Here is a 23,997-nt window from a genome sequence, read left to right on the forward strand (position 1 = left end):
GATGACGGTTTCGAACGGGACGATCCGCATCGGGCTGGTCGGCATCGGCAAGATCGCCCGCGACCAGCACCTGCCGGTCATCGGCGCCTCGCCGGACTACACCCTGGCGGCGGTGGCGAGCCGCGAAGGCCGCTTCGAGGGCGTGCCGAACTACCGCACGCTGGCGGAGATGCTGGCCGGAGAGGCCGATCTCGAGGCGGTCGCCCTGTGCCAGCCGCCGCAGGTGCGCTTCTCGGCCGCCCTGGCGGCGATCGAGGCCGGCCGGCACGTCTTCCTGGAGAAGCCCCCGGGGGCGACGCTGGCAGAAGTCGGGATCCTGGTGGAGGCCGCGCGGGCGCGGGGCGTCAGCCTGTTCGCCAGCTGGCACTCCCGCTACGCCTCCGGGGTCGAACCCGCGCGGCAATGGCTGTCCGGCCGCCGGATCCGGTCGGTGGCGATCGCCTGGATGGAGGATGTCCGGCACTGGCATCCGAACCAGGCCTGGATCTGGCAGGCCGGCGGCATGGGCGTGTTCGATCCGGGGATCAACGCCCTGTCGATCGCGACCCACATCCTGCCGCCGTTCTTCCTCACCGGCGCGACCCTGTCGGTCCCGGAGAACCGGCAGGCGCCGATCGCCGCCGACCTGCACTTCACCGATGCCGCCGGCACCTCGATCGAGGCCGTGTTCGACTGGCGCCAGACCGGCCCGCAGACCTGGGACATCCGCGTCGACACCGAGGACGGCCTGTTGGTGCTGTCGAAGGGCGGCAGCGTCCTCACCATCAACGGCACCCCGCAGCTGCTGCCGCCGGAGGCCGAGTATCGCGGCCTCTACGACCGTTTCGCCGCCCTCGTCCGATCCGGCACGAGCGACGTCGACCTGAACCCGCTGATCCACGTCGCCGACGCGTTCCTGCGCGGCGAGCGCCGCACCGTGGAGGCCTTCACGGACTGACCGGAGGGATCCCGGCGGAACACCAACGCGACAGAGCCAATCAGGGCCGCGCGTTACTAAAGGGGGAGTCACTGTTATGGGAAAGTACACGCGATGGGCGGCGCTCGCATTCTGCGCCGCGACACTCTCGGCCGGCATCAGCCCGGCCGAGGCGCAAGACCCTAATGCTCCGGACGGCGGACCGTCCCTGGTGAATCCGGGTCCGAACGCGAGTCCGGCGGCGAAGGCCCAGTACCGCGCGAACCGCGCTCGGCGGCGGACCGTGCGCTCGGCGCGGAGCTTTGCCGGCGCCGACAGCGCGGCGGCTGCGGCCGACGTGCAGGGCAACAGCGCGACGCCGCCGGGCCTGCCGCCGGGAACCCTCGACCTCGGCAACGGGATCAGCATGATCCTGAACTACACCGGCGAATTCGCCGCCAACCCGTCCGGCGGCATCCGCCAGGGGTCGGATTACACCGGCCAGATCGTGTTCGGCCTCGATGCCGATCTCGGCCGTCTCGCCGGGATCGATGGCGGCGCGGTGCATACCATCGTGACCCAGCGCCACGGCCGCAGCCTGTCGCAGGACTATATCGGCAACAACACCAGCGTCCAGGAAGTCTACGGCGGCGGTCAGACCGCACATCTCACGGTGCTGTCCTACGAGCAAAAGCTGTTCGACAACCGCCTGGACGTCGAGGTCGGTCGGCTTCTGGCCAACCCGCCGTTCCTCGCCTCGCCGCTCTACTGCAACTTCCAGAACAACGGCACCTGCGGCGCGCCGAAATCCGCGTTCAAGATGACGAACTTCACCTACTGGCCGATCGCGAGCTGGGGCGGCCACGCCAAGGCCTGGGTCAACGACAAGGTGTTCGTGCATGCCGGCGTCTACGAGGTGAATCCCCGCAACCAGCGGGATGACCGGAACGGCATCGACTGGTCGACCAACGGCGCCACCGGCGTGGTGATCCCGGTGGAAGTCGGCTACTCGACCAACTTCGGCAACGATCCGCTGCCGCGCAACTACGGTATCGGCGCCATCATCGACCAGTCCGACTATAAGGACCCGATCTACGACGTGCGCGGCGGGGCTCGCCTGTTCAGCGGGCTCGACGAACTGACCCGGTTCGGCCGGTCGGCGATCTATGCCCGGTTCGACCAGATGGTCTGGCGTCCGGACCCGACCGGCATCCAGGGCCTGACGCTGTTCGGGGTCGCGCTGGGCGCCACCGGCGGGCGGCAGACCCAGGACTTCTTCCTGGAGGGCGGCGCCGTGCTGACCGGTACCTTCCCGGGCCGGCCCTACGACACTATCGGCGCTGCGTTCGTGATGGAAAAACTCTCCTCCCTCGGGGCAGCCAATATCCGGGCGGCGCGCGCGTCGTACGGGCTCAGCAGCCGCAACGTCGACACCCTGCAGACCATCGTGGAGCTGAGCTACGGCATCCAGCTCACCCCGGCGGTGCGGCTGATGCCGAACCTGCAATACGTGATCAACCCGGACCAGGTGAACCACCCGCTCCGGCCGAAGCCGATCCCGAACGCCTTCGTCGTCGGCGCGAAGCTCTCGGTCGACCTGTTCACCCTGGGCGGCTTGGCCAAAGGCCCCGGGAGCCTCTGACACCAGGCGTATCACCACGCCGCCCGCGAACCCGCCCCAGGCGGGCCCACAGGCGAACTCGTAAAGACCGGCGCGCGCGGAGCATCCGTGCGCGCCGGTCGCGTTTCAGGACGCGATCCGGGCAGGGCCGGCGAGGGCGGCGGCAGGAGTCCAGCGCGGTTCCCGGGCCGCCGGGTCATCTCGGCAACCAGGCGGTTCGATCGCCGACAGCCGATACACGAATCCCGGCGGGAACCACGCGCCCAATCGGCGGTTGACCGTGAGATTATAACTGTTCTAATTCGCAAGAGAGAACGGCACACCGCCGAATCGACACGGGAGCATCGAGACATGGCCAGCGCAAACTGCGAGAGCTGCAAGTTCTTCGACGAGCACAAGGGCAACGGCGCGAGTGCCCAGGGCGATGCCGGCCTGTGCCGATTCAATCCGCCGGTCAGCCAGCCGGCTCCGGAGTCGAAGGGGCTCTGGCCGGTCGTGACGACCAACGATTGGTGCGGCCACTTCACCGCCGAGATGACGGCGGCCGAGTAAGCCCGGGCGCGCTCACCGCCAATCCGGCGACGGGTGCGCGAAAGCCAGGCCATCCAGCTATCGGACGATTCAGGGTCAGCCACCACGGCTGGCCCTTTTTCGTGCGGATAAGCCAGGATCCGGGGCCGGGATTCGAGGGCCGGAGCGTCCCCGCGCTCTCGGCAGGGTCGGCTCTCAGGATCGTCACGATCAGCGCCGACAGGGCCACCACCCCAACAGCAACATCGTTCTTCAAATACAATTTCAGGAGCAATTATATTCTCTCCCATGGTCACACAAGAGATCGAACATTCGTCGGAGCCGGATTTCCCGGCCCGCCGAACCGTAACCCGCAAGCCGGTCGCCAGGACCGCGAGATGAAATCCCACTCTCGATCAGCCATTACGAGGAGAACATTTTTCTATTCGTGCAGAATTCGGAAAGCCGTTTCATTGACGTTGTGCAACGCAATCAGCAATTCTAGCAGCCTATCCGGATAACCGGTCGCGCGTCTGCCACTCTTCACCGAGCAGGGCGGCCCGGCATTGTCGCAAGGCTTCTGCAATGACACGACCGAGACTCGTCGGGCTGAGCGCGAACGTTCAGCGCCCGTCCAAGACCCGCACGCTGGTCGATGCGGTGCTGCACGAGGCCTGCGCGCAAGCTGCGTTCGACGGACGCATCTTCGACTTCGTCGATGCCGGCTCCGGCCTGGGAGCGGCCTGGACCCGGGACCAGCTGCCGCTGCCTGCCCGCCGGGTGCTCGACGCGATCGAGGAGGCGGACGGGCTGGTGGTCGGCTCGCCGGTCTACAAGGGCGCCTATACCGGCCTGTTCAAGCACCTGTTCGATCTGGTCGATCCGAACGCGCTGGCCGGCAAGCCCGTGGCCATCGTGGCCACGGGCGGCGGCGCCCGTCACGCCCTGGTGGTCGAGCACGCCTTCCGGCCGCTGTTCGGCTTCTTCGGCGCGCTTCAGATCCCGACCGCGGTCTACGCCTCCGACACGGATTTCAGCGACGGCGTGCTGGTCGAGGCCGGGGTGCGCGCCCGCGCCGCCGAGGCCGGCGCCCAGCTCTCCGCCCTGCTGCTGCACCGGGCAGCCGCGGCGACCGGCCCGGCCGAACTCGCCGCCGCCGAGTGAGGCGCGCGATGCTCGACCGCCGCACCCTGCTGGCCGCGACCCTGGCCGCGCCCCTTGCGGCCGTCCCGGCCCTGCGGGGTGCCTGGGCGGCCGAGGCCGGCGTGTTGCGCATCGGCTACCAGAAGAACGGCATCCTGGTGGTGGCCAAGCAGCAGGGGATCATCGAGCGGCGCTTGGAGCGCTTGGGCCACACGGTGCGCTGGGTCGAGTTCTCGTTCGGTCCGCCGCTTCTGGAGGCTTTGTCCCTCGACGGGATCGATTTCGGCCAGACCGGCGATTCGCCGCCGATCTTCGCCCAGGCGGCGCGCTCCAGCCTCGTCTACGCGGCGGCCCAGGAGGCCGGCGGCTCCGGGGCCGGGATCCTGCTGCCCAAGGGCTCGCCCGTGCGCAGCCTCGCCGACTTGAAGGGCAAGCGCGTCGCATTCGCCAAGGCGTCGAGCGCGCACAATCTCACGGTGGCGGCCCTGGAGAAGGGCGGCCTGAGCTACGCCGATATCGAGCCGGTGACCCTGGCGCCGGCCGACGCTGCGGCGGCTTTCGCCCGCGGCAGCGTCGATGCCTGGACGATCTGGGACCCCTATCTCGCCGTCGCCGAGGAGGGGGATGGGGTGCGGGTGCTCGCCTTCGCCGCCAAGATCACGCCGCAGAACGACTTTTTCCTGGCGAACCGGACCTATGCCGAGAGTCGCGGCCCGGTGCTCGTGGCGGCGATCGACGCCCTGGGCGAGGTCGCGGCTTGGTGCCGGCAGAACCGCGGCGATGTCGCCGCGCTGCTGGCGCAGGGCACCGGCGTGCCGCTGCCGGCCACCCGCCGGGCGGTGGACCGCGCCGATTTCGTGATCGGCCCGATGACCGCCCGCGTCACCGCCGAGCAGCAAGCCGTCGCCGACCGGTTCTACGCCCTGAAGCTGATCCCGAAACCGGTTCGCGTCGCCGACGCGGTCTGGACCGCGCCCGCCCGCAACGGCTGACCTCATGACCGATCGAATCACCCGTCCTCTTGCGTCCGGGCTCGCCCCGCATCGCCGGAAACTCCTGTCCGCGGGTCTCGGCCTCGCGGCGGCGAGCGTCCTGCGGCCGGCCCGGGCCGCGGGCGGCAGCGTCCGGGTCGGTTACCAGAAATACGGCTCCCTCGTGCTGCTGAAGGGCCGGGGCACGCTCGAGAAGGCGCTTCAGCCCCTGGGCTACACGGTGGCGTGGTCGGAATTCCCGTCCGGACCGCCGCTGATGGAGGCCCTGAATGCCGGGGCGGTCGATTTCGGCTCGGCCGGGGAGGCGCCGCCGATCTTCGCGCAGGCCGCGAGCGCGGAGCTGCGCTACGTCGCCACCGAGCCGCCGGCCCCCCGGGGCGAGGCGATCCTGGTGCCGAAGGACAGCCCGGTGCGCAGCGTCGCCGACCTGCGCGGCCGGACGCTGGCCCTCAACAAGGGCTCGAACGTCCATTTTTTGGTGGTGCGCGCGCTGGAGCAGGCCGGCCTGCCCTACGATGCGGTGAAGTTCGCCTTCCTGGCCCCGGCCGACGCCAACGCCGCCTTCGTACGCGGCTCCGTCGACGCCTGGGCGATCTGGGATCCCTATCTCGCCGCCGCCGAGCGCGCCACCGGCGCCCGGGTGCTGGCGGACGCGCAGGGCCTCGCGCCCAACCGCCAGTTCTACCTGTCCCGCCGCGGCTTCACCGATGCCAACCCGGAGGTCGTGGCAGCCGTGCTCAAGGCGATCGGGGAGGTGGATACCTGGGCGGAAGGCCATGCCGAGACCGTGGCGGCGGACCTGGCGCCCACCGTGGGCATTCCGGCCCCCGTGCTCCGCGTCGCCCTCGATCGCCTGTCCTACGGGGTCACGCCCCTGGACGCCATGGCGATCGCCGACCAGCAGCGGGTGGCCGACGCCTTCCACGGCCTCGGCCTGCTGCCGAAGCCGATCCGCGTGGCCGACGCGGTCTGGACACAGCCCGAACGCCGGGCGGAGAACCGATGATGCGCCCAACCCCCCTCGGCCGCCTGCGCGATACGGCGCTGCCATGGCTGCTGCCGGTCGTGATCCTGCTGGGCTGGCAGGCCGCGGTCTCGGCCGGCCTCGTCTCCAACCGGTTCATGCCGGCGCCGCTCGACGTGGTCCGGGCCGGCTGGGAGGCCGGGCGCACCGGGGAGCTCTGGACCAACCTCTGGGTCAGCACCCTGCGGGCGCTGTCGGGCTTTGCGGTCGGCGGCGGCATCGGCTTCGCGCTGGGCCTCGCCAACGGCCTCTCGCGCCTGTCGGAGCGCCTGACCGACACCTCGGTGCAAATGGTGCGCAACGTGCCCCACCTGTCGCTGATCCCGCTGGTGATCCTGTGGTTCGGCATCGGCGAGGAGGCCAAGCTGTTCCTGGTGGCGCTCGGCGTGTTCTTCCCGATCTACGCCAACACCCTGCACGGCATCCGCTCGGTGGACCCGGCTTTGGTGGAGATGGGCCGCGTCTACGGGATGTCGCGCACGGAACTGTTCACCCGGGTGGTGCTGCCCGGAGCCCTGCCGTCGATCTTCGTCGGGTTGCGCTACGCGCTCGGCATCATGTGGCTGACGCTGATCGTCGCCGAGACGATCTCCGCCTCCTCGGGGCTCGGCTACATGGCCATGCAGGCGCGTGAGTTCATGCTGGTCGACGTCGTCGTACTGGCGATCCTGATCTACGCCGCCCTGGGCAAGCTCGCCGATGCGCTGACGCGCCAGCTCGAACGGGCCTGCCTCGCCTGGAACCCCGCCTACAGGAGCGCCTGATGTTGCTCGACGCCCTTCGCCGCGAGGCCCCGGCCGAACCCGGTCCCGAGACCCGGCTCGCCGACATCCCCCCTGCGCCTGCGCCGGCGCGCCAGCCGGCGCAGGCCGCCAGCCGCGGCATCGCCGTGACGGCCCGCGACCTGCGCAAAAGCTTCGACGGCCACGCGGTCATCGAGGGGCTCGACCTCTTCCTGCCGGCCGGTGGGTTCACCGCCGTGGTCGGGCGCTCGGGCTGCGGCAAGAGCACCCTGCTGCGCCTGATCCTCGGGCTGGAGGCGCCGACCGGCGGGCGGATCCTGCTCGAAGGGCCCGAGTCCGGCCCGCGCCGGTCCGATCCGCCCAAGCGGATCATGTTCCAGGAGCCGCGGCTGCTGCCCTGGGCCCGGGTGGTCGACAACGTCACGGTCGGCCTCTCCGGCCACGGCTCCCGGGCCGAGCGGCGGGAGCGGGCGCTGGCGGCGCTCGCCGAGGTGGGCCTGTCCGACAAGGCCGGGCAATGGCCCGCGACCCTGTCGGGTGGCCAGCGCCAGCGTGTCGCGCTCGCCCGGGCGCTGGTGGGCCGGCCGGGCCTGCTGGCCCTGGACGAGCCGCTCGGCGCCCTCGACGCGCTGACCCGCATCGGCATGCAGGACCTGATCGAGCGGATCTGGCTGGCGCAGGGTTTCACCGCGCTGCTCGTCACCCACGACGTCTCCGAGGCGGTGGCGCTCGCCGACCGCATCCTGGTGGTCGAGGCCGGCCGCATCGCCCTCGACCTGCGGGTCGACGTGCCGCGCCCGCGCCGGCGCGGGGATCCGGACCTGGCGCGCCTCGAAGGGCGTATCCTCGATCATCTGCTCGGCGCCGAGCCGAACCTCTGACACCGGGCCGCCGTTTCCCGGACGCGGCGGTCTGCTGTAGCTCTTGGTGATCGCCGGATGCGAGAAGTCGGATCCGGCTTTTCCGCATCCGGCCCATAGCCGCAATGGAGACCCCGATGACCGCGACGCATGACGGGCACGCCGACGTCCTCTGGTTCCTGCCGACCCACGGCGACGGCCGCTATCTCGGCGCCCAGGAGGGGGCCCGGGAGGTCTCGATCGACTACCTCCGGCAGATCGCCCAGGGCGCGGACGAGCTCGGCTATTACGGCGTGCTGCTGCCCACGGGGCGCTCCTGCGAGGATTCCTGGATCGTCGCCTCGGCGCTGGCGCCGCTGACCAAGCGGCTGCGCTTCCTGGTGGCGGTGCGGCCGGGCCTGATGGAGCCATCCGCGGCGGCGCGCATGACCGCGACCCTCGACCGGATCTCGGACGGGCGCCTCCTGATCAACGTCGTCACCGGCGGCGATCCGGTGGAGCTGGCCGGCGACGGCGTGTTCCTGTCCCATGACGAGCGCTACGTCGTCACCGACGAGTTCCTGACGATCTGGCGCGGCCTGCTCTCGGGCGAGACCGTGACCTACCAGGGCCAGCACCTGCGCGCCGAGAACGGCCGGGTGATCTTCCCGCCGGTGCAGAAGCCCTATCCGCCGCTCTATTTCGGCGGCTCCTCGCCGGCCGGGATGGAGGTCGCGGCCGAGCATTGCGATGTCTACCTCACCTGGGGCGAGCCGCCGGCCCAGGTCGCGGAAAAGATCGCCGCCGCGCGGCAGGCCGCGGAGGCCAAGGGCAAGACCTTCTCCTACGGCATCCGCCTGCACGTGATCGCCCGGGAGACCGAGGCCGAGGCCTGGGACGCCGCGGAGAAGCTGATCTCGAAGCTCGACGACGCCACCATCGCCAAGGCGCAGGAGACCCTGAAACGGCAGGATTCGGTCGGCCAGAGCCGGATGATGGCGCTCCACGGCGGCAACCGCGACAAGCTGGTGGTCTCGCCCAACCTCTGGGCCGGGGTCGGGCTGGTGCGCGGCGGCGCCGGCACGGCGCTCGTCGGCTCGGCCGATCAGGTCGCCGACCGGATGAAGGAGTATATCGATCTCGGGATCGACCGCTTCATCCTCTCGGGCTACCCGCATCTCGAGGAAGCCTACCGCTTCGCCGAGCTGGTCTTCCCAAAGCTGCCCCTGCGCGCCACCACGGGCCGGCCGGTCGGCAACGCCCGCAACGACGGCCCGTTCGGCGAGATCGTCGCCAACGACATCGTGCCCGCCCGCCGCGTCGGCGCACACTGACCGGTTGGATCTCGGCGCCCGGCGGGGGCAGGCATCCGCCGGGCGCGCGGTCATCCCGGGATGAGGCCGTAAAGAACCGGGTGCGCACGGGTGCGCCCTTGGGATTCCTGCCGTGCACACATGGCCGGGCTGCAGCGTCGCCATCCCGGCGTCATGGTGGCGCCATCGTTGGCGCTCATCCGCCCGCCCTATCACCGTGCGGTCCGCGCGTGCGGTCATCGGCGAACGACAAGGACATCCATGACTTCGACCAAGGCGGTCCTCCTGACCCTCGGTCTCTGCCTCGGCCCGGCCGCGGCGCTGGCCGAGCAATCCCCGGCCCGCGAGGCGCTCAAGCAGCACTGCACCGGCGACTACATGGAGTATTGCAGCGCCTACGCGCCCGGCGGCCCGGAGGTCGAGGCCTGCTTCAAGACCAATCTCAAGATCCTGTCGCCCGGCTGCTCCGCGGCGATCACCGCCTACAAGCAGGAGAAGAAGGCGACCAAGCGCTTCAGCGAGGCGCGCTGAGGCCGCACCACCCCGAATGAGGATGGCTTGCTGCCCCCGGCGATCGTCGAGCCAGGACCGACGCCGCCATAGGGGGCTGCAGGTCCGATTCCCGGTGCGTTCCAGCCGGAACCTGTCTTCCGCATATGGTTTCCGGGTGATCGCTCCGTTTCCGTCATTGCGAGCGTAGCGAAGCAACCCAGCGTGGCGGCACATTTGGCGTTGTCGCGCGGCCCTGGGTCACTTCGCTTGGCTCGTGATGACGGTGCGGGTGACGCTGGCCGACGTATCTGCAGGACCAGCGCAGCAGTCAGGCCGCCAGCGCCTTCGTGTGTCGGACGCCTCTGGTTGCCTCGGCCGCAAGAAGCTTTTTTGAAGAGCGCTTGCGGCACTCATATCGGTGGCAGATACCTGGACCATTGCAAGTGAACCGCTGAGAATGACCTGCAAAGCGTCTTTGAACTTTGCTGTTTAAGATTATTTCGAGATGAATATCGCTAACATATTTCTATAGTCGCACTTTATAAGCATTATAAAAAACCTCAAAACATCACGCGCGTGACATTCCTGCACTTTCCGAGACGGAGCGGAGCATTAGCCTCTTCACTGCCGAAAATCGGAGATTGCCTCGTGTCCACTGCCCGTTGTTTCGCAAAAAATCCTCTCGCGCGCGCCCTGGTCCTGACCCTGCTGGCCGCCAGCGTCGCCGCCTGCGCGACCAAGCCGCCGGCCGAGCCGGTGCCGCTGGTGAAGAAGGGCTGAGCACCGCGTCCCGACAGGCGCGCTGTCGCCTTCGGGACAAGGCCGAGCGCCGCCCCGGCTCCGGGGCGGCGCTCGCGGCCGGCCTCACCGCACGGCGATCCCCAGCGGGGCGCCGCGGCAATTGAGATGGGCCGGGTTGGTCGAGACCACCCCGGCATTGCAGCCGCCCTGCTGGCCGACATAGAGCGGCGTCCCGCCCGCACCGGCGGCCGCGAGGTAGCCGATCGGGCGCGTTCCGGAATCGAGATGGTGCGGGTTGTTGGTGACCAGACCGGCATCGAGCCCGGCCGCAGTGCCGGCATAGACCGGCGCGTCGGCGGGGGAGGATGGCTGCGCCAGGGTCGCGCCGATCGGGGCCGTGGCGCAGCCCTTGTAGCCCGGGTCGATCGTCACCTCGCCGGCATTGCAGCCCTGCTGCGTCCCGACATAGAGCGCCACGCCCCGAACCCGCGCGGCCGGCGGGGCGGCCGCCGCCCGAGGTGCCGGAGCCGGGTTGGCGGGGAGTGGCGCAGGGTGCCCACCGGTCAGGGCCGCCCGCAGGGCGACGAGGCCCGCGCGGACATCCTGGAGCGTGCCGACCACCACGTAGCAGGTGTAGCTGTGCGCCCCCGCGGGAACGTTGTTCTCCCGGAAGACGCAGTTCCACTTCACCGTCGCGTTGCCCGAGCCCGGCAGGGTCGAGAAGTCGAACCGGCCGTAGCCGGCATTCGGCACCGTCGGCTGGGGGAGGGCGGGGCTGTAGACGCCCATCGCCCGGGCGCCGTCGGGGGTCGCCAGGATCACCGGCACGGCCTGCTCGCCCGGCCCGGCCGAGAGCGGCTCGGACCGGCCCGTCGCCGGGTCGAGGTTCCAGAACGCGGTGAAGTCCGGCGGCATGTAGGCGGTGGCCGCCTCGAAGGTCGCCGATTCGTGGGCCTGCGCGGTGATGTAGGTGGCGCGGTACGCGATGGCGTTGGCCACGCCCGCCGCGCCCAGGGTGACGGTCTTGGCCAGGACGTCGTCCGAACGGGGGCCGGCATGGGGGCCCGGCCCCTTCGGGCAGCTGCCGGTGACCCGGCCCGGCTCGATCCAGTAGGCCATCTGCGAGCGCGTCTGGAGCGTGTCCGGGCCGCGCTTCAGCTCCGTGAGCAGGGTCGTGCTGCGCGGGCCGGTGCCGTCGGAATCGCTGCCCGCCTCGGTGGGGTTCAGGCACTCGCCGTAGCCGTCATAGGACGAGGCCGATTGCAGCTCGCGGCCGTGATCGTGGGCGTTGATGAACTGCGTGCCGCCCCAGGTCAGGCTGTCGATCGCCCCGCCGGTCCGGGACGAGACCCCGACCGTGATCGGCGATCCGTTGAAGGCCCGGCTGATCGTCGCCCGGCCGCCGGGCTCGGGCCAAGCGATCGACGGGGCATCCTCGGCCTGCGCGGCCCCCGTGAGGCCGGCGAGCAGGAGCGCGGCGTGGACGGGACGGGGCAGGCGGGTCGAGGCGGGCATCGGCGGCTCCTGGTGGGGGCCGGCTTAGAGCATGACGCGGGGGAGGGGAATCCGGCCCCGGGATCACCAGGCCGCACAGAGCGATCGGTCCGGCAGACTGATAAGATCTGCATCCCACATGATTCCGGGCCCACCATGACCGGTTGAAACTTGGACGGAACCATCGCCCGGCCGTTGCGGCCGGTACGATAATTTAAGTCCCGAGCTGTCATCGGGTTGGAAGGCTGCGGCCGCGCCTCACTCCCACTGGTCCGCTGCGCATGTGTGCGCGGCCACCGGGGATCTGCTGCAGCGGCCTGGATCGAACCTTCGGAATACGGATGCCGTGCCGATGACAACCACCGATATGGCCTCCGCCGGCAGCGGGCAGCCGACCGAGGGGCGCCGGGCGCTGGTCCGCACGGCGCGCACGATCGCGGCGGCGGCGGTGGCCGCCATGGTGCTGCTGCTCGATCTGATCAGCTTCTCGCAGCTGATCTTTTCCGGCCCGCTGGCGGAGAGCCGCGTCGCCGGGATGTCGGCGATGCTGGCGGCCTACGTGCTGGGCAGCCTCGTCTTCGTCGCGCTGCGGCGGACCGTGCTGGTGTCGCTGTCCTTCATCGGGGCGGCCGCGATCGTGCAGGCGGCGATCGCCGCCGCGGTGGCCGGGGAACTCCGGGACGCGGGCGTCACAGATCCCGCCACGGTCGGCCGGATCGTGCTCGTCGCCTGCGGGGTCTCGACCTTCGCCACCGGCCTCGTCTTCGCGCTGCTCGGCACGCTGCGCGCCTCGCTGCTGGCGCAGCTCCTGCCCTACCCGGTCCTGACCGGGTTCCTCGGCGGCGTCGGGCTGCTGTTCCTGAAGAGCGGCGTGCAGATCGGCGCGCATCTCGACGATCCCGCCGCGGCGCTCCTGGGCCTGCTCGACCCGGCGATGCTCGACCCGAGCCGGATCGATCCCGGACTGCTCGGGCGCATCGCCCTGTCCGTCGTCATCGGGTTCTGCGCCTTCTACCTGCCCCGGCGCATCAGGCATTGGGGCACCTACCCGACGGTCATCCTGGCGAGCCTCGTCGTCGTGCATCTCGGCCTGGCCTGGCAGGGCATCGACACGGCAGCCGCGCAAGGCGCCGGCTGGCTGATCGAGGCGCTGCCCGCGGGATCGCTGCTGCAGGCCCCGGCCGCGCTGGCGCTCCAGGCCCTCGATCCCGCCCTGCTCCTGCCGATCCTGCCCCGGATCGCCACCGAGATCGTGGTCGCGGTGATCATCCAGATCCTCTACGTCATCAGCGTCGAGCTGGAGATGCGGCGCGAACTCGACATCGACCGGATGTTCGTCGCCTCCGGGGCGGCCAACCTGGTCGGCAGCCTGTTCGGCAGCCCGGCCATGGGCTTCGGGCGGACCTCGACCCTGCTGCTGCACAATATCGGCGGCAGCCACTGGCTCGGCTGGTGGCTGACGCTCGCCGTGATGGCCGCCCTGCTGGTGTTCGGCGCGAGCCCGCTGGCGCTGCTGCCGCGCCCGCTGGCCGGGGGCGCCCTGATCGCCATCGGGCTGGGCCTGCTGGTCAACCTCGCGCTCGCCTGCCGGACCTTCCCGGTCTGGGAGACCGGCATCGCCCTGGCGGTGTGCGGGGCGACCGCCCTGTTCGGCGCCACCGTGGGCTTCCTGGTCGGCGTCGTGCTGGCGATCCTGATCTTCGCGGTCCAGTACGGCCAGATCCCGGCGGTGCGCCGGGCGCTGTCCGGCGCGGAGCGGCGCAGCAGCGTCATCCGCGCCCCCGACACCGCCGAGCTGCTGCGCGAGGCCGGGGAGCGGACCCGGATCTACGCCCTGCAGGGCTACCTGTTCTTCCTCAACGCCCAGACGATCTATCGCCGGGCCGCCGCCGAGCCCGGCACCCTGCGCAGCCTGATCCTGGACTTTCGCGATTGCGTCGGTCTCGACAGCTCGGCGCTGATCGCGTTCCGCAAGATCGGGCAGCTCGCCGAGCAGCGCGGCTTCGACGTGCTGCTGGTCCATCTGGGGCCCGCGGCCCTCAGGCAGATCGAGCGCGGCGGCCTCGCCGGGCCGCGGCTGCGGCCGCGCCAAACCCTGGACGAGGCCCTGCGCGAGGCCGAATCGCTGCTGCTCACCGAGGCCGGATCCGGCGGGGAGGGGGCCGTCGCGCCGTTGGCCGAGCACATGGCCGACCGGCTCGGCTGCGCCCTCGCGCCGGCCGATTTCGCGCCGTATCTCGCCGTCCGCACCCTGGCAGCCGGGGAGGCGCTGCTCCGCCAGGGCGAGGCGGCCGACAGCTTGTACTTCCTCGAACAGGGCGTGGTCTCCATCGAGATCGAGGTGCCCGGCCGCCCCAACCTGCGCCTGCGCACTACCACGGCCGGCACGGTGATCGGCGAGATCGGGCTGGTGCAGGGCGGACGCCGCACCGCCACCGCCATCGCCGAGAGCCCCTGCCGGGTGGTCGGTGTCGACCGGGCCGCGCTGGCCCGGATGGAGCGCGCGCGCCCGGACCTCGCGCTGTCCCTGCAGCGCTTCCTCATCCTGGAGCTCGCCGGCAAGGTCGCCGACACCAACCGGCTGCTCGAAGCCGAGCTGACCTGAAAATCAGGCCGCCGCCAGCACGGCGGCGAGCCCGATATGGGTCACTTGGTGCAGGCACTGATCGACCCCGATCAGCCACCAGAACCGGGCATCGGTGGTCGGGAAACGGGTCCGCTGGCTCACCAGAGCCTTGCCGCGGTCGATGCCCGTGTGGATCACGAAATCCACGAGCGCGAGCCACCACAGGGCCGGCTTGACCGCCAGGGCGATCAGCAGCGTCCCGAGTCCGTGCAGGCCGGTATGGGCGCAGAGGGCCCCGGCCCAGGCGGAAGAGCGCTCCTTGCCCTGCGCCATCCAGTTGGTCTGGAGGAGGAAATCGGCTGCGAGGTGCTTCACCGCGAAGGCGACGAGCAGGAGCGCGAAGGCGCCCACCGGAACGGGCGTGTCGACGGACGGCATTCCGGCCCTGTTTCTCCTGGCGCGACGGCGCGTCGAATCGTAGCCCCATCCCCCTACACCCGGCCCGCGTCCCTGGCAGCGTGATGGCGCACACAGAGGATCGGGTTTCCAGAGGGCCGCGGCCCAGCCCTTTGGAAACCCGACCTTTACGCCTCACCCCCGGGGGCGGGTGACGCGCGGCGCCGGCACGCCTAACCTGCGTCGATGCGCGTCTTCCACACCGCCGATTCCGCCCGGCACGATCCCGAGCTCTACCTGCGGCGCGGCACGCCGATCCCGCATCCTGAGCAGGCCTCCCGCTACGCCATCCTGCACGCGGCGGCCCGGGACGGCGGCCACGCCCTCGCGGAGCCCACCGATCGCGGGCTCGATCCGATCCGGGCCGTGCACGAGGCCGGCTACGTCGCGTTCCTGGCGGAGGCCTGGGCGCGCCGGGCGGAGATCCCGGGCATCGCCGATGAGATCCTCACGGGCAGCTTCGCCCGGCCGCAGATGCACCGGACGCCCACCGGCCTGCTCGGGCGCGTCGGCCTCTACACCGCCGACACCTCGACGCCGATCCGGGCCGGGACCTGGGCGGCGGTCTACGGCGCGGCGCAATGCGCCGTCGCGGCCGCCGACGCGGCCCTGGAGACGGGCCACGCCTATGCGTTGTGCCGGCCGCCCGGCCACCACGCCTACGCGGATTCCGCCGGCGGCTTCTGCTTCCTCAACAACAGCGCGATCGCGGCGGAGCGCATGCGGGCGACCGGGGGCGGCCCCGTGGCGATCCTCGACATCGACGTGCACCACGGCAACGGCACGCAGGGGATCTTTTATACGCGCGGCGACGTCCTCACCGTCTCGGTCCACGCGGACCCGGCGGACTATTTCCCGTTCTATGCCGGCTATGCCGACGAGACCGGTGCGGGGGCCGGCGCCGGCCTCAACCGCAACCTGCCACTGCCGCCGGGCTCCGGCGACGCACCGTGGCTCGCCGCCGTGGAGGCCGGGCTCGCGGCGATCGCGGCGTTCAAGCCGCGGGGGCTGGTGGTGGCTCTGGGCCTCGACGCCGCCGCGGACGACCCGATCGGAATCCTCGCGGTGACCGGAGCGGGCTTCGCCGCCGCGGCGCATCGGATCGCGCGCGCCGGGCTGCCCACCGCGATCGTCCAGGAGGGCGGCTACCTCTGTCCGGCCCTGCCGGAGAACCTGACGACCTTCCTGGCGGCGTTTGACGCAGCGCGCTGACGGGTGCCTTGCAGCATGCTCCGCTCATCAATATAGTGAATATAACTACTTCAAGGCGTGGCCATGGACGAGGCTATCCCGGCGGCGGAAGCCAACCGCAAGTTTTCGCTCCTGATGCGCGGCGTCCGCGACGGCAACAGCTACGTCGTGACCAGCCATGGACGGCCCGTCGCCCGGATCGTCCCTGCGAGCGAGCGCGATGGCGTGGCCTCCGGCGCGCGGGCGACGCTGCTGTCGCGCCTTCAACGTCAACCGGTCGTCCAAGCCGGGCCTTGGACGCGCGAGGCGCTTCACGAGGACGAGCGTTGAAGGTCGCACTCGATACCAACCTCCTCGCCTACGCGGAGGGCGTCAACGATGCGATGAAGCGCGATCGCGCTGTCGAACTGCTGGGCCGCTTGCCGCAGGACGCCGCGATCATCCCCGTCCAAGTGCTGGGCGAGTTGTTCAACCTTCTGGTCCGCAAGGCCGGACGGTCGCGCCCGGAAGCCCGGGATGCCCTTCTGGGCTGGCGGGACGCGTTCGGGATCGTCGCCACGACACCGGAGGTGATGCTGGCCGCCTTCGACTTGGCGACGGATCACCGTCTCGGCATCTGGGACGCGGCCATCCTGTCCGCCGCCGCGCAGGCCGGTTGCCGGCTGCTTTTGTCCGAAGATCTCCAGGACGGCTTCACCTGGAACGGGGTGACGATCGCCAACCCCTTCGCGTCACCGCACCACCCGCTGCTGGATGCCATGCTGGCGGGAGGAGCAGAGTTGTACTGATCCCTGCAGCCCCTCCCCATCCCTGGAGAGGGGCCAGATCGCCGATCCTACTCCTCGTCGTCCTCGTCCTGATGCCGGCCCTTGAGCTTGGCGAAGACGGAATCGGCGTCGATGCGCTCCTCGCGGCCGCCGGGCTCGGCCGTCTCCTCGGGCTCGGGCGCCGTCGAGACCTCGGTGGGCAGGAGCGAGGCGCCGGATTCGGCCGCCAAGGCCGCCGGGCGGTCGGCCGCCGCGCGCTGGACCTCGAAGTCGAGGTTGATCTGGGTGGTCAGGCCGAGGGTCACCGGGTCCATTGGCTGGAGCGAGCCGGAATTCCAGTGGGTGCGCTCGCGGATCTGCTGGATCGTCGACTTGGTGGTGCCGACCAAACGGATGATCTGCGCGTCCTTCAGCTCGGGGTGGTTGCGCAGCAGCCACAGGATGGCGTTCGGCCGGTCCTGGCGGCGCGACAGCGGGGTGTAGCGCGGCCCCTTGGTGGTGCGCTTCACCTCCGGCAGCTTCACCTTCGAGACGGCGGGCTTGAGCTTGTAGTGCGGCGCCTTCTGGGCCTTCTCGATCTCGTCGCGGGTGAGCTGGCCGGTGGAGACCGGGTCGAGCCCCTTGATGCCGGCCGCGACCTCGCCGTCGGCGATGCCCTTCACCTCGAGCGGGTGCAGCTTGCAGAAGTCGGCGATCTGCTCGAAGGCCAGGGAGGTGTTCTCGACCAGCCAGACGGCGGTCGCCTTCGGCATCAGCGGACCCTGGGACATGTGCTCTCGTGCTCCGGCCTGGCGGGACGGGGGCCGGGCACCGGGCCGCGGGCTCCGGATGCAGATCCGGAAGTCCCGTCTCACGCTGTCGAATGGGGATGGCTCACTATAGGGCCGCCCGGGGTGGGGCGCAATCGCGGGTTCGACGGTTCGGGACGCCGAGCGCCGATTAACCGAGGCTGTAGGCCCGGCTACAAACCGGATGTGAGCCTGACCGACTCACCCGCGAAGGCCGCACGCGGCCCGATGCGGCCGGGAGTGCAGAGGATGGTCCTCTCTCTGGCATGGTCCAGAAAAGCGAATGGCGAGTGGAGCTTCCGGCTCCGCCTCGCCATTCCTCTCTGGGCTTGGCTACACCTAAGCAGGTGAATGCCAGGGATCGGCGGTAGCCGCCGCCGATCCCACTCCCCAATATAGCGCGGCCCGGGACGAGCAACAACGGCCGCGCGGGGAAGAGCAAGCCCCCTACTTCCCCGGCAGCCCGTGGACGATCGGGAAGAACGTGTCCTTCCAATCCTTCGGCTCGGCCTTGATGGTCTTCATCGCATAGAAGTGCCGGGCCTGGAGCATGATCCCGTACGGGGTGGTGGAAAAGTTGGTCCCCGGCTCCTTCATGATCGCCACCAGGGTCTCGGGGGGCGTCTTGTCGTTGGTGGCAGCGATGTAGTCCTTGGCGGCCTGGAGCGGATCCTTGGCGATCTCGGCATTCGCCGCGTCGATGGCGGCCACGATGGCGGCGGCGAGCTTGGGGTTGCGGGTGAACCAGCCGGTGCGGGCGTAGAAGATCGCGTTGCTCACCGGTTCGCCGACCAGCTCGTAGGAGTTGAGCACCGTGTGGATCGCCGGGTTCTGCAACTCGCGCTGCTGGAACGGCGGCAGCGAGAAGTGGCTGTTGACCTCGTTCTGAGGGCTGGCTAGCGCCGCCACCGCGTCGGGATGGCCGAGCTGGACGGTCAGCGGGTCGAGCCGGGTCGTCCCGTCCGGCCCGAACGCCTTCCTGGCAGCGATCTGCAGCAGCACGGCTTGCGTCGAGACCTTCACGGAGGGCAGGGCGATCTTGTCCTTGCCGGAGAAGTCGCTGAGCGTCTTCACGTCCGGGTTGCGGGTGAGCAGCAGCATCGGCGTCGAGCCGACGCCGCACAGCCCCTTCACGTCGCCCCGGGTGCGGTCGTTGAGCAGCAGCATGTTGGTGGAGCCGCTGTCGACGATGTCGATGTTGCCCGACAGGAGCGCGTCGTTGCCGGCCGCCCCGCTGGTCAGGTTCACCCACTCGACCGCGACGTCGCCGAGGCCGGCCGCCTTGGCCTGCTTCTCGATCAGCTTGTGCGTCTCCGCGAGCACCGCCGGCAGGTAGACGAAACCGGGCTGCCGGCTGATCCGGACCTTGGAATCGTCGGCCCGGGCCGGGGCGGCGAAGACCAGCCCCGCCACCATCAGGGCGGCCGGTCCCGCCCGGACGAGGCGGCGGCAGATCCCCGGAATCGAATCCGCCCGCGGCATGCGCACCATCTCGTTCCTCCCTTAAACCCGCCGGCTTCGTGTCCGGATCCGGGCTTTCGTTGACCGCGAGTGGACAGTCTCGATCCGGCGAGCGCAAGGCCCAGAATCGTCTTCATAGTTCGGTAATGATAAAATCTTACAATTCCTCATCGTCATCATTGCTATGAGCGCTTTCGTGAAGATTGGCATCGGGGCGAAGCTCCACACCATCACGGCCACTGCGTTGGTCGGCATCGCCGTGGTCTCGGGCATCGGCCTGCTCAACCTGAAATCGCAGGTGGAGCAGGACCGCATGGGCAAGACCCACAACCTGACGGATGTCGCCTATGGCATGGTCGCCTACTTCGAGGGCGAGGAGCGGGCCGGGCGGCTGTCGCGGGGCGATGCCCAGGGCGCGGCGATCCACGCCCTGAAGAGCCTGCGCTACGACGGCGAGGAATACTTTTGGATCAACGACATGCAGGCCCGCATGATCGCGCATCCGACCAAGCCCGCGATGGAGGGCAAAGACCTCACCGCCATGCAGGACCCGACCGGCAAGTACCTGTTCCAGGACTTCGTCGCGGCCGGGAAGCAGCCGGGCGGGAGCTACGTCCAGTATTCCTGGCCCCGGCCCGGAGCCGACGTACCGGTTCCGAAGGTCGCCTACATACGCGGCTTCGCCCCCTGGGGCTGGGTGGTCGGCACCGGCATCTACGCCGACGACACCGCGGCGATCCTGTGGGACGCGGCCTGGCGGACGGCGGCCGGGATGCTGGTGGTGATCGCGCTGATCGGCCTGCTGGCGGCCCTGATCGGCCGCCGGGTGACCCGGCCGCTCCTGGCCCTGAACCAGGCCATGCACCGCCTCGCGGCGGGCGACACCGCCGCCGCGGTGCCTGAGCGCGGGCGCAACGACGAGATCGGCACGATGGCCGGTGCCGTGCAGGTGTTCAAGGACGCGCTGATCGCCAAGGCCGAGACGGATGCCCGCGCCGCCGATGGTGCCGAGGGGGCAGCCCGCCGCGCCGCTTCCCTCGACAGCCTGACCCGAGCCTTCGAGACCCGGGCGGGCGACTTGAGCCGGGGCCTCGCGGCGGCGGCCTCCGAACTCGAGGTCACCGCCCAGGCGATGACCGCCACGGCCGCCCGCGGCACCGAGCGCTCCGGCGTGGTCACCGCCCAGGCGGCCGGGACCTCGGCGGACGTCCAGACCGCGGCGGCGGCCACTGAGGAGATGTCGGCCTCGGTCCAGGAGATCGCCGGGCAGGTGCACCGCACTTCGGAGATCGCCGGGCGGGCGGCCGAGGCCACCCGCCAGGGCGAGGCGACGGTGCGGGCGCTGGCGGACGGCACCGAGCGGATCGGCGACGTGGTCGCCCTCATCTCCGGCATCGCGGCGCAGACCAACCTGCTGGCCTTGAACGCCACCATCGAGGCGGCCCGCGCCGGCGAGGCCGGCCGCGGCTTTGCGGTGGTCGCCACGGAGGTCAAGGAACTGGCCAGCCAGACCGCCAAGGCCACCGACGACATCGCCGCCCAGATCGGCCGGATCCAGGGCGAGACCCGGCAGGCGGTGGCGGCGATCGGCGAGGTCGGCCAGACCATCGAGGAGATGCGCAGCATCGCGGTCGGGGTCGCGGCCGCCATGGAGGAGCAGAACGCCGCGATCCAGGAGATCGTGCGCGGGGTGGTGAGCGCCGCCTCGGGGGCGCAGGCGGTGTCCGGCAGCATCGCCGACCTGCGCCAGGGCGCCGACGAGACCGGGATCGCCTCCGAGCAGGTCCTGGCCGCCGCCCGCGACCTCACCCGCGGCTCCGACGACCTCGACCAGGCGGTCAAGGACTTCCTGGCCGAGGTGAAGGCCGCTTAAGGGACCGAAACATCGGGTTCCCAAAGGGCTCAGCCCTTTGGCGGGGTTCGGGGGCGGAGCCCCTGATGTATCGGGCAAAGCCCGGCACCAGGGCTCCGCCCTGGACCCGCAAAAGGTCTCGACCTTTTGAAACCGAGACGTTCAGGCCTCGGCGGCCAGGAAATCCGCCACCGCCTGCGAGAATTCCGGGGTGCGCAGGTAGCCGTAGGATTTGTGCCGGTTCTCGGTGCCGTCCTGCCGCCGGTAGGCATTGATCACCGGCACGTCCCGGATCCGCACCCCGGCGGCGTTCGGCGGATAGATCGCGGCGAGGTCGTCGCCCACCGTGGCGATGTCCTGGCGGTCCATCAGGTTGGTCCAGGCCGTGACCGCTTCCGGCACGCACAGGTCGCCGTGCTCGGCGGCGAGCTTCAGCTTCAGCTCGGCGAGCCCCAGCGGGGAGCCGAGGGTGACCAGGGTGCAGCGGGGCAGGGGCGTCCCGTCCCGCTCGGCGGCCCGGAGCACGTCGTAGGCGATCAGGCCGCCCATCGAATGCGCGGCGATCAGCACGGCGCGATCGGCCGCCTCGGCCAGGGCCTCGCGCAGGCGTGCCCGGGCGGCGTCCCGGAACGCCGCGTCCTCGTAATAGCCCCAGAGGTCGTCGAGGCGGTATTCCAGGATCAGGCCGTCGACCGGGGTGAGCCCGGTGGCCTCCTCGAGATGCGAGAGGCCGCGATAGATCCGGTCGGTCAGCGTCGGCTCGGCCTGCTCGGGATCGTCCGCCGGGGACGGGAACGGGCCGGTGCCGGGATCGGGGCTGTAGGGCTCGCGGTTGAGCCCGCCGGTCAAGGGCTCCGGGTAGCGCAGGTCCGCCCAGTAGACGAAGCTGAACGGCACCTCGGGCGCCGGGCCCCCACGATTGCGGGCGAGGCCCTCGAGGATCGCCGCCCGCCACCAGGCGGCCTTCTCATCCCGGGGCGGCTTGTTGGCGAGCCCGTGGATGCCGATGAGTGTCGTCCGACCCAGTGTCCGCCCCTCCCGGATCGGCGATGCGTCCGCGCGGGCGAGATAGCGCCGGATGTCGCCGCCGGCACTGCGGCGAATTCTTCACTGCGGCGGGATCAGTCGAACAGGCTGGAGACGCTGGATTCCGTGGCGGTCCGGCCGATCGCCTCGCCGAGCAGCGGCGCGATGGTCGCCACCCGGATGTTGCGGGCGAGCTTGACGGCCTGGGTCGGCTGGATCGAATCGGTGATCACCAGTTCCTTCATCCGCGAGGCGGCGATGCGCGAGACCGCGCCGCCCGAGAGCACCCCGTGCGTGATGTAGGCCGAGACATCCTTGGCGCCGGCCTTGAGCAGCGCCTCGGCGGCGTTGACCAGGGTGCCGCCCGAATCGACGATGTCGTCGACCAGGATGCAGGAGCGGCCCTCGACCTCGCCGATGATGTTCATCACCTCGGACTCGCCCGGCCGCTCGCGGCGCTTGTCGACGATGGCGAGCGGGCAGTCGATCCGCTTGGCGATGGCCCGGGCGCGCACGACGCCGCCGACGTCCGGCGAGACCACCATGCGGTCGGCGCTGGGCAGCCGCTCCTTGATGTCGCGCACCATCACGGGGGCGGCGAACAGGTTGTCGGTGGGGATGTCGAAGAAGCCCTGGATCTGGCCGGCATGGAGATCGAGGGTCAGGACCCGGTCGGCCCCGGCCTCGGTGATCAGGTTCGCCACCAGCTTGGCCGAGATCGGGGTCCGGCCCGAGGTGCGCCGATCCTGCCGGGCGTAGCCGAAATACGGGATCACCGCCGTGATGCGCCGGGCCGAGGACCGGCGCGCGGCGTCGATCATGATCAGCAGTTCCATCAGGTGGTCGTTGGCCGGGAACGAGGTCGACTGGACGATGAACACGTCCTCGCCGCGCACGTTCTCCTGGAGCTCGACGAAGATCTCCATGTCGGCGAAGCGCCGGACCATGCACTTGGCCAGGGGCAATTCGAGATAGGCGGCGATCGCCTCGGCCAAGGGCCGGCTCGCGTTGCCGGCGATGATCTTGATCGAGGATTTCATGACGTCCGCCCACTCGCGGCCGAGCTTCGCGCCGCGCTCCGAATACCGGTCCCCCGACGGGCCGGATGGATCTGATGACGGGCGAGGCTCTTAGCAGCGGGCCGAAGGTGTCACAATGCCTTCACGCGCGCACCGCACAGGCGCGCGCCCGGAACGGCCGGCCGCGCAGGGGGCTCAGAGGGCCGGCGGCTCCAGCAGCCGGTGCAGGTGGACCACGAAATAGCGGGTCTGCGCGCTGTCGACGGTGGCCTGCGCCTTGGCCCGCCAGGCGGCCTGCGCGGAGGCGTAGTCCGGGAAGATGCCGACGATGTCGAGGCCCTTGATGTCCCGGAACCGGACGCCGTCGAGGTCCTGCAACTCACCACCGAAGACCAGGTGCAGCTTCTGGTCGCTATCGATCGCCGTCGCCATGACCTCTCCTCACGATGTCCCGCCCGCGGCGCTCGCAGATGGCGGCCGCCCGGTCAAGCCCGAATGTCCGTCCCGGCCCGTGGGAACAACCGGGAGCAGGGCAGCCCCCGGCACGGTTCCACCACCGGTTCCCCGGCTCCCTCTGCAACCCCGGCCGGGCGCGGCGACGCGGCGGGTACGAAACCACCCGGCGCCCATGCTAGGGGCGGGTCATGACACGCATGCTACTTCGCGTCGCCGCTCTCGCGCTCGGGCTTTGCGCCCTGCCGGCGCTGGGACAGCCGGCGGCCAAGGCCCCGGCCCGCCCCGGCCCCGACAAGGCCGCCGGCCCGGACCGGAAGGCCCCCGGACAGGTGATCGGCTGCCCGTCCCTGGCCAATTACCGGATGCTGCTGCACGACGGCGGCGCCGCGGCGGCCGCCGTGCTGGCCGATCCCAAGGCGGACCATCTCGGCTGCACCCTGGTGACCCGCAGCGAGATCACCGGCCTGGTTGACCGGGTGACGCTGGGCGACCGGAGCTACGAATGCGCCGGCCTGCCGACGACCACGGCCTGCCACTGGATGGAGGCGGGGGCCGCCGCGCGGCCCGCCCCGGCGGGCGCCGCCAAGCGCTGAGGACCGCGCAGCGTC

At 70.6% G+C, this 23,997-nt stretch carries 24 protein-coding genes; 17 read left to right on the plus strand and 7 right to left on the minus strand.

Annotated elements, in window-relative coordinates; translation table 11 throughout:
• The first annotated feature begins 1 nt into the window (after position 1).
• The 11 genes from MKL09_RS09895 to MKL09_RS31965 all read left to right on the plus strand — a co-directional run bounded on the left by MKL09_RS09895 (position 2) and on the right by MKL09_RS31965 (position 10,352).
• A complete protein-coding gene (locus MKL09_RS09895; protein WP_244019853.1) occupies positions 2-937 on the plus strand; it encodes a Gfo/Idh/MocA family protein in 936 nt (311 codons plus the stop codon).
• A 76-nt stretch (positions 938-1,013) separates the two neighbouring features.
• Complete coding sequence (locus tag MKL09_RS09900; protein WP_244019854.1) at positions 1,014-2,537, plus strand: carbohydrate porin; 1,524 nt, start codon at positions 1,014-1,016, stop codon at positions 2,535-2,537.
• Positions 2,538-2,867: 330 nt separating this feature from the next.
• Complete coding sequence (locus MKL09_RS09905; protein WP_050735995.1) at positions 2,868-3,068, plus strand: hypothetical protein; 201 nt, start codon at positions 2,868-2,870, stop codon at positions 3,066-3,068.
• Between the two features lie 543 nt (positions 3,069-3,611).
• Positions 3,612-4,190 (plus strand): FMN reductase, encoded by a 579-nt coding sequence (msuE, locus tag MKL09_RS09910; protein ID WP_244019855.1) that lies wholly within the window; start codon positions 3,612-3,614, stop codon positions 4,188-4,190.
• Between the two features lie 8 nt (positions 4,191-4,198).
• Positions 4,199-5,161 carry an aliphatic sulfonate ABC transporter substrate-binding protein gene (locus MKL09_RS09915; RefSeq protein WP_244019856.1) on the plus strand — a complete coding sequence of 321 codons (963 nt, stop codon included), beginning with the start codon at positions 4,199-4,201 and terminating at the stop codon, positions 5,159-5,161.
• Between the two features lie 4 nt (positions 5,162-5,165).
• The gene (locus MKL09_RS09920; RefSeq protein WP_244019857.1) at positions 5,166-6,167 is read left to right on the plus strand and encodes a sulfonate ABC transporter substrate-binding protein; all 1,002 of its coding nucleotides are present in this window, start codon (positions 5,166-5,168) and stop codon (positions 6,165-6,167) included.
• Positions 6,167-6,949 carry an aliphatic sulfonate ABC transporter permease SsuC gene (gene ssuC / locus MKL09_RS09925; protein ID WP_244019915.1) on the plus strand — a complete coding sequence of 261 codons (783 nt, stop codon included), beginning with the start codon at positions 6,167-6,169 and terminating at the stop codon, positions 6,947-6,949. The genes MKL09_RS09920 and ssuC overlap by 1 nt, the downstream gene beginning before the upstream one ends.
• Positions 6,949-7,809 carry an ATP-binding cassette domain-containing protein gene (locus MKL09_RS09930; protein ID WP_244019859.1) on the plus strand — a complete coding sequence of 287 codons (861 nt, stop codon included), beginning with the start codon at positions 6,949-6,951 and terminating at the stop codon, positions 7,807-7,809. The genes ssuC and MKL09_RS09930 overlap by 1 nt, the downstream gene beginning before the upstream one ends.
• Before the next feature lie 116 nt (positions 7,810-7,925).
• The gene (ssuD, locus tag MKL09_RS09935) at positions 7,926-9,101 is read left to right on the plus strand and encodes an FMNH2-dependent alkanesulfonate monooxygenase (protein WP_244019861.1); all 1,176 of its coding nucleotides are present in this window, start codon (positions 7,926-7,928) and stop codon (positions 9,099-9,101) included.
• A gap of 240 nt (positions 9,102-9,341) precedes the next feature.
• Positions 9,342-9,611 (plus strand): hypothetical protein, encoded by a 270-nt coding sequence (locus MKL09_RS09940; RefSeq protein ID WP_244019863.1) that lies wholly within the window; start codon positions 9,342-9,344, stop codon positions 9,609-9,611.
• Positions 9,612-10,220: 609 nt separating this feature from the next.
• Positions 10,221-10,352, plus strand: coding sequence for a hypothetical protein (locus tag MKL09_RS31965; RefSeq protein WP_279605775.1), 132 nt, complete (start codon positions 10,221-10,223; stop codon positions 10,350-10,352).
• Between the two features lie 84 nt (positions 10,353-10,436).
• Here MKL09_RS31965 and MKL09_RS09945 read toward each other — a convergent pair whose 3' ends face one another.
• A complete protein-coding gene (locus tag MKL09_RS09945; RefSeq protein WP_244019864.1) occupies positions 10,437-11,828 on the minus strand; it encodes a hypothetical protein in 1,392 nt (463 codons plus the stop codon).
• Positions 11,829-12,159: 331 nt separating this feature from the next.
• Here MKL09_RS09945 and MKL09_RS09950 point away from each other — a divergent pair, with 331 nt between their 5' ends.
• Complete coding sequence (locus tag MKL09_RS09950; protein ID WP_244019866.1) at positions 12,160-14,412, plus strand: cyclic nucleotide-binding domain-containing protein; 2,253 nt, start codon at positions 12,160-12,162, stop codon at positions 14,410-14,412.
• Positions 14,413-14,415: 3 nt separating this feature from the next.
• Here the strand turns inward: MKL09_RS09950 and MKL09_RS09955 are convergent, their stop codons facing one another.
• Positions 14,416-14,811: a DUF3307 domain-containing protein gene (locus MKL09_RS09955; RefSeq protein ID WP_244019867.1), complete on the minus strand. Its 396-nt coding sequence runs from the start codon at positions 14,809-14,811 to the stop codon at positions 14,416-14,418.
• 204 nt (positions 14,812-15,015) lie between these two features.
• On the opposite strand from MKL09_RS09955, the gene MKL09_RS09960 reads away from it, so the two are divergent.
• The 3 genes from MKL09_RS09960 (at position 15,016) to MKL09_RS09970 (ending at position 16,808) form a co-directional block, all read left to right on the plus strand.
• Positions 15,016-16,041 (plus strand): histone deacetylase family protein, encoded by a 1,026-nt coding sequence (locus MKL09_RS09960; RefSeq protein WP_244019869.1) that lies wholly within the window; start codon positions 15,016-15,018, stop codon positions 16,039-16,041.
• A 63-nt stretch (positions 16,042-16,104) separates the two neighbouring features.
• Entirely contained in the window at positions 16,105-16,350 is a 246-nt protein-coding gene (locus tag MKL09_RS09965) for a type II toxin-antitoxin system Phd/YefM family antitoxin (protein ID WP_244019871.1), read from the plus strand.
• The gene (locus MKL09_RS09970) at positions 16,347-16,808 is read left to right on the plus strand and encodes a PIN domain-containing protein (protein WP_244019873.1); all 462 of its coding nucleotides are present in this window, start codon (positions 16,347-16,349) and stop codon (positions 16,806-16,808) included. Before MKL09_RS09965 ends, MKL09_RS09970 begins: the two co-directional genes overlap by 4 nt.
• 47 nt (positions 16,809-16,855) lie before the next feature.
• On the opposite strand, the gene MKL09_RS09975 is transcribed toward MKL09_RS09970, so the two are convergent.
• Positions 16,856-17,557, minus strand: a complete 702-nt coding sequence (locus MKL09_RS09975) for a DUF1013 domain-containing protein (RefSeq protein WP_244019874.1) — start codon at positions 17,555-17,557, stop codon at positions 16,856-16,858.
• Positions 17,558-18,022: 465 nt separating this feature from the next.
• Positions 18,023-19,066, minus strand: coding sequence for an ABC transporter substrate-binding protein (locus MKL09_RS09980; RefSeq protein WP_244019875.1), 1,044 nt, complete (start codon positions 19,064-19,066; stop codon positions 18,023-18,025).
• Positions 19,067-19,232: 166 nt separating this feature from the next.
• Between MKL09_RS09980 and MKL09_RS09985 the strand changes: the two genes are divergently transcribed.
• Complete coding sequence (locus tag MKL09_RS09985) at positions 19,233-20,909, plus strand: methyl-accepting chemotaxis protein (RefSeq protein WP_244019876.1); 1,677 nt, start codon at positions 19,233-19,235, stop codon at positions 20,907-20,909.
• Positions 20,910-21,050: 141 nt separating this feature from the next.
• On the opposite strand, the gene MKL09_RS09990 is transcribed toward MKL09_RS09985, so the two are convergent.
• From MKL09_RS09990 to MKL09_RS10000, 3 genes are all read right to left on the minus strand, one after another.
• Positions 21,051-21,785: a hypothetical protein gene (locus tag MKL09_RS09990; protein ID WP_313901176.1), complete on the minus strand. Its 735-nt coding sequence runs from the start codon at positions 21,783-21,785 to the stop codon at positions 21,051-21,053.
• Positions 21,786-22,009: 224 nt separating this feature from the next.
• Complete coding sequence (locus MKL09_RS09995) at positions 22,010-22,954, minus strand: ribose-phosphate pyrophosphokinase (protein ID WP_058192852.1); 945 nt, start codon at positions 22,952-22,954, stop codon at positions 22,010-22,012.
• Positions 22,955-23,128: 174 nt separating this feature from the next.
• Positions 23,129-23,365 (minus strand): DUF4170 domain-containing protein, encoded by a 237-nt coding sequence (locus MKL09_RS10000; protein WP_244019877.1) that lies wholly within the window; start codon positions 23,363-23,365, stop codon positions 23,129-23,131.
• A gap of 212 nt (positions 23,366-23,577) precedes the next feature.
• On the opposite strand from MKL09_RS10000, the gene MKL09_RS10005 reads away from it, so the two are divergent.
• Positions 23,578-23,982: a hypothetical protein gene (locus MKL09_RS10005; protein WP_244019878.1), complete on the plus strand. Its 405-nt coding sequence runs from the start codon at positions 23,578-23,580 to the stop codon at positions 23,980-23,982.
• Positions 23,983-23,997 lie beyond the last annotated feature (15 nt).

The sequence above is a fragment of the Methylobacterium sp. J-048 genome (genome assembly GCF_022829515.1).
Classification (GTDB): domain Bacteria; phylum Pseudomonadota; class Alphaproteobacteria; order Rhizobiales; family Beijerinckiaceae; genus Methylobacterium.

Excerpts from the sequence above, each read along its gene's own strand:
- MKL09_RS09895 (WP_244019853.1), top strand. The coding sequence starts at position 2 with ATGACGGTTTCGAACGGGACGATCCGCATCGGGCTGGTCGGCATCGGC.
- MKL09_RS09900 (WP_244019854.1), top strand. The coding sequence starts at position 1,014 with ATGGGAAAGTACACGCGATGGGCGGCGCTCGCATTCTGCGCCGCGACA.
- MKL09_RS09905 (WP_050735995.1), top strand. The coding sequence starts at position 2,868 with ATGGCCAGCGCAAACTGCGAGAGCTGCAAGTTCTTCGACGAGCACAAG.
- msuE (WP_244019855.1), top strand. The coding sequence starts at position 3,612 with ATGACACGACCGAGACTCGTCGGGCTGAGCGCGAACGTTCAGCGCCCG.
- MKL09_RS09915 (WP_244019856.1), top strand. The coding sequence starts at position 4,199 with ATGCTCGACCGCCGCACCCTGCTGGCCGCGACCCTGGCCGCGCCCCTT.
- MKL09_RS09920 (WP_244019857.1), top strand. The coding sequence starts at position 5,166 with ATGACCGATCGAATCACCCGTCCTCTTGCGTCCGGGCTCGCCCCGCAT.
- ssuC (WP_244019915.1), top strand. The coding sequence starts at position 6,167 with ATGCGCCCAACCCCCCTCGGCCGCCTGCGCGATACGGCGCTGCCATGG.
- MKL09_RS09930 (WP_244019859.1), top strand. The coding sequence starts at position 6,949 with ATGTTGCTCGACGCCCTTCGCCGCGAGGCCCCGGCCGAACCCGGTCCC.
- ssuD (WP_244019861.1), top strand. The coding sequence starts at position 7,926 with ATGACCGCGACGCATGACGGGCACGCCGACGTCCTCTGGTTCCTGCCG.
- MKL09_RS09940 (WP_244019863.1), top strand. The coding sequence starts at position 9,342 with ATGACTTCGACCAAGGCGGTCCTCCTGACCCTCGGTCTCTGCCTCGGC.
- MKL09_RS09945 (WP_244019864.1), bottom strand. The coding sequence starts at position 11,828 with ATGCCCGCCTCGACCCGCCTGCCCCGTCCCGTCCACGCCGCGCTCCTG.
- MKL09_RS09950 (WP_244019866.1), top strand. The coding sequence starts at position 12,160 with ATGACAACCACCGATATGGCCTCCGCCGGCAGCGGGCAGCCGACCGAG.
- MKL09_RS09955 (WP_244019867.1), bottom strand. The coding sequence starts at position 14,811 with ATGCCGTCCGTCGACACGCCCGTTCCGGTGGGCGCCTTCGCGCTCCTG.
- MKL09_RS09960 (WP_244019869.1), top strand. The coding sequence starts at position 15,016 with ATGCGCGTCTTCCACACCGCCGATTCCGCCCGGCACGATCCCGAGCTC.
- MKL09_RS09965 (WP_244019871.1), top strand. The coding sequence starts at position 16,105 with ATGGACGAGGCTATCCCGGCGGCGGAAGCCAACCGCAAGTTTTCGCTC.
- MKL09_RS09975 (WP_244019874.1), bottom strand. The coding sequence starts at position 17,557 with ATGTCCCAGGGTCCGCTGATGCCGAAGGCGACCGCCGTCTGGCTGGTC.
- MKL09_RS09980 (WP_244019875.1), bottom strand. The coding sequence starts at position 19,066 with ATGGTGCGCATGCCGCGGGCGGATTCGATTCCGGGGATCTGCCGCCGC.
- MKL09_RS09995 (WP_058192852.1), bottom strand. The coding sequence starts at position 22,954 with ATGAAATCCTCGATCAAGATCATCGCCGGCAACGCGAGCCGGCCCTTG.
- MKL09_RS10000 (WP_244019877.1), bottom strand. The coding sequence starts at position 23,365 with ATGGCGACGGCGATCGATAGCGACCAGAAGCTGCACCTGGTCTTCGGT.
- MKL09_RS10005 (WP_244019878.1), top strand. The coding sequence starts at position 23,578 with ATGACACGCATGCTACTTCGCGTCGCCGCTCTCGCGCTCGGGCTTTGC.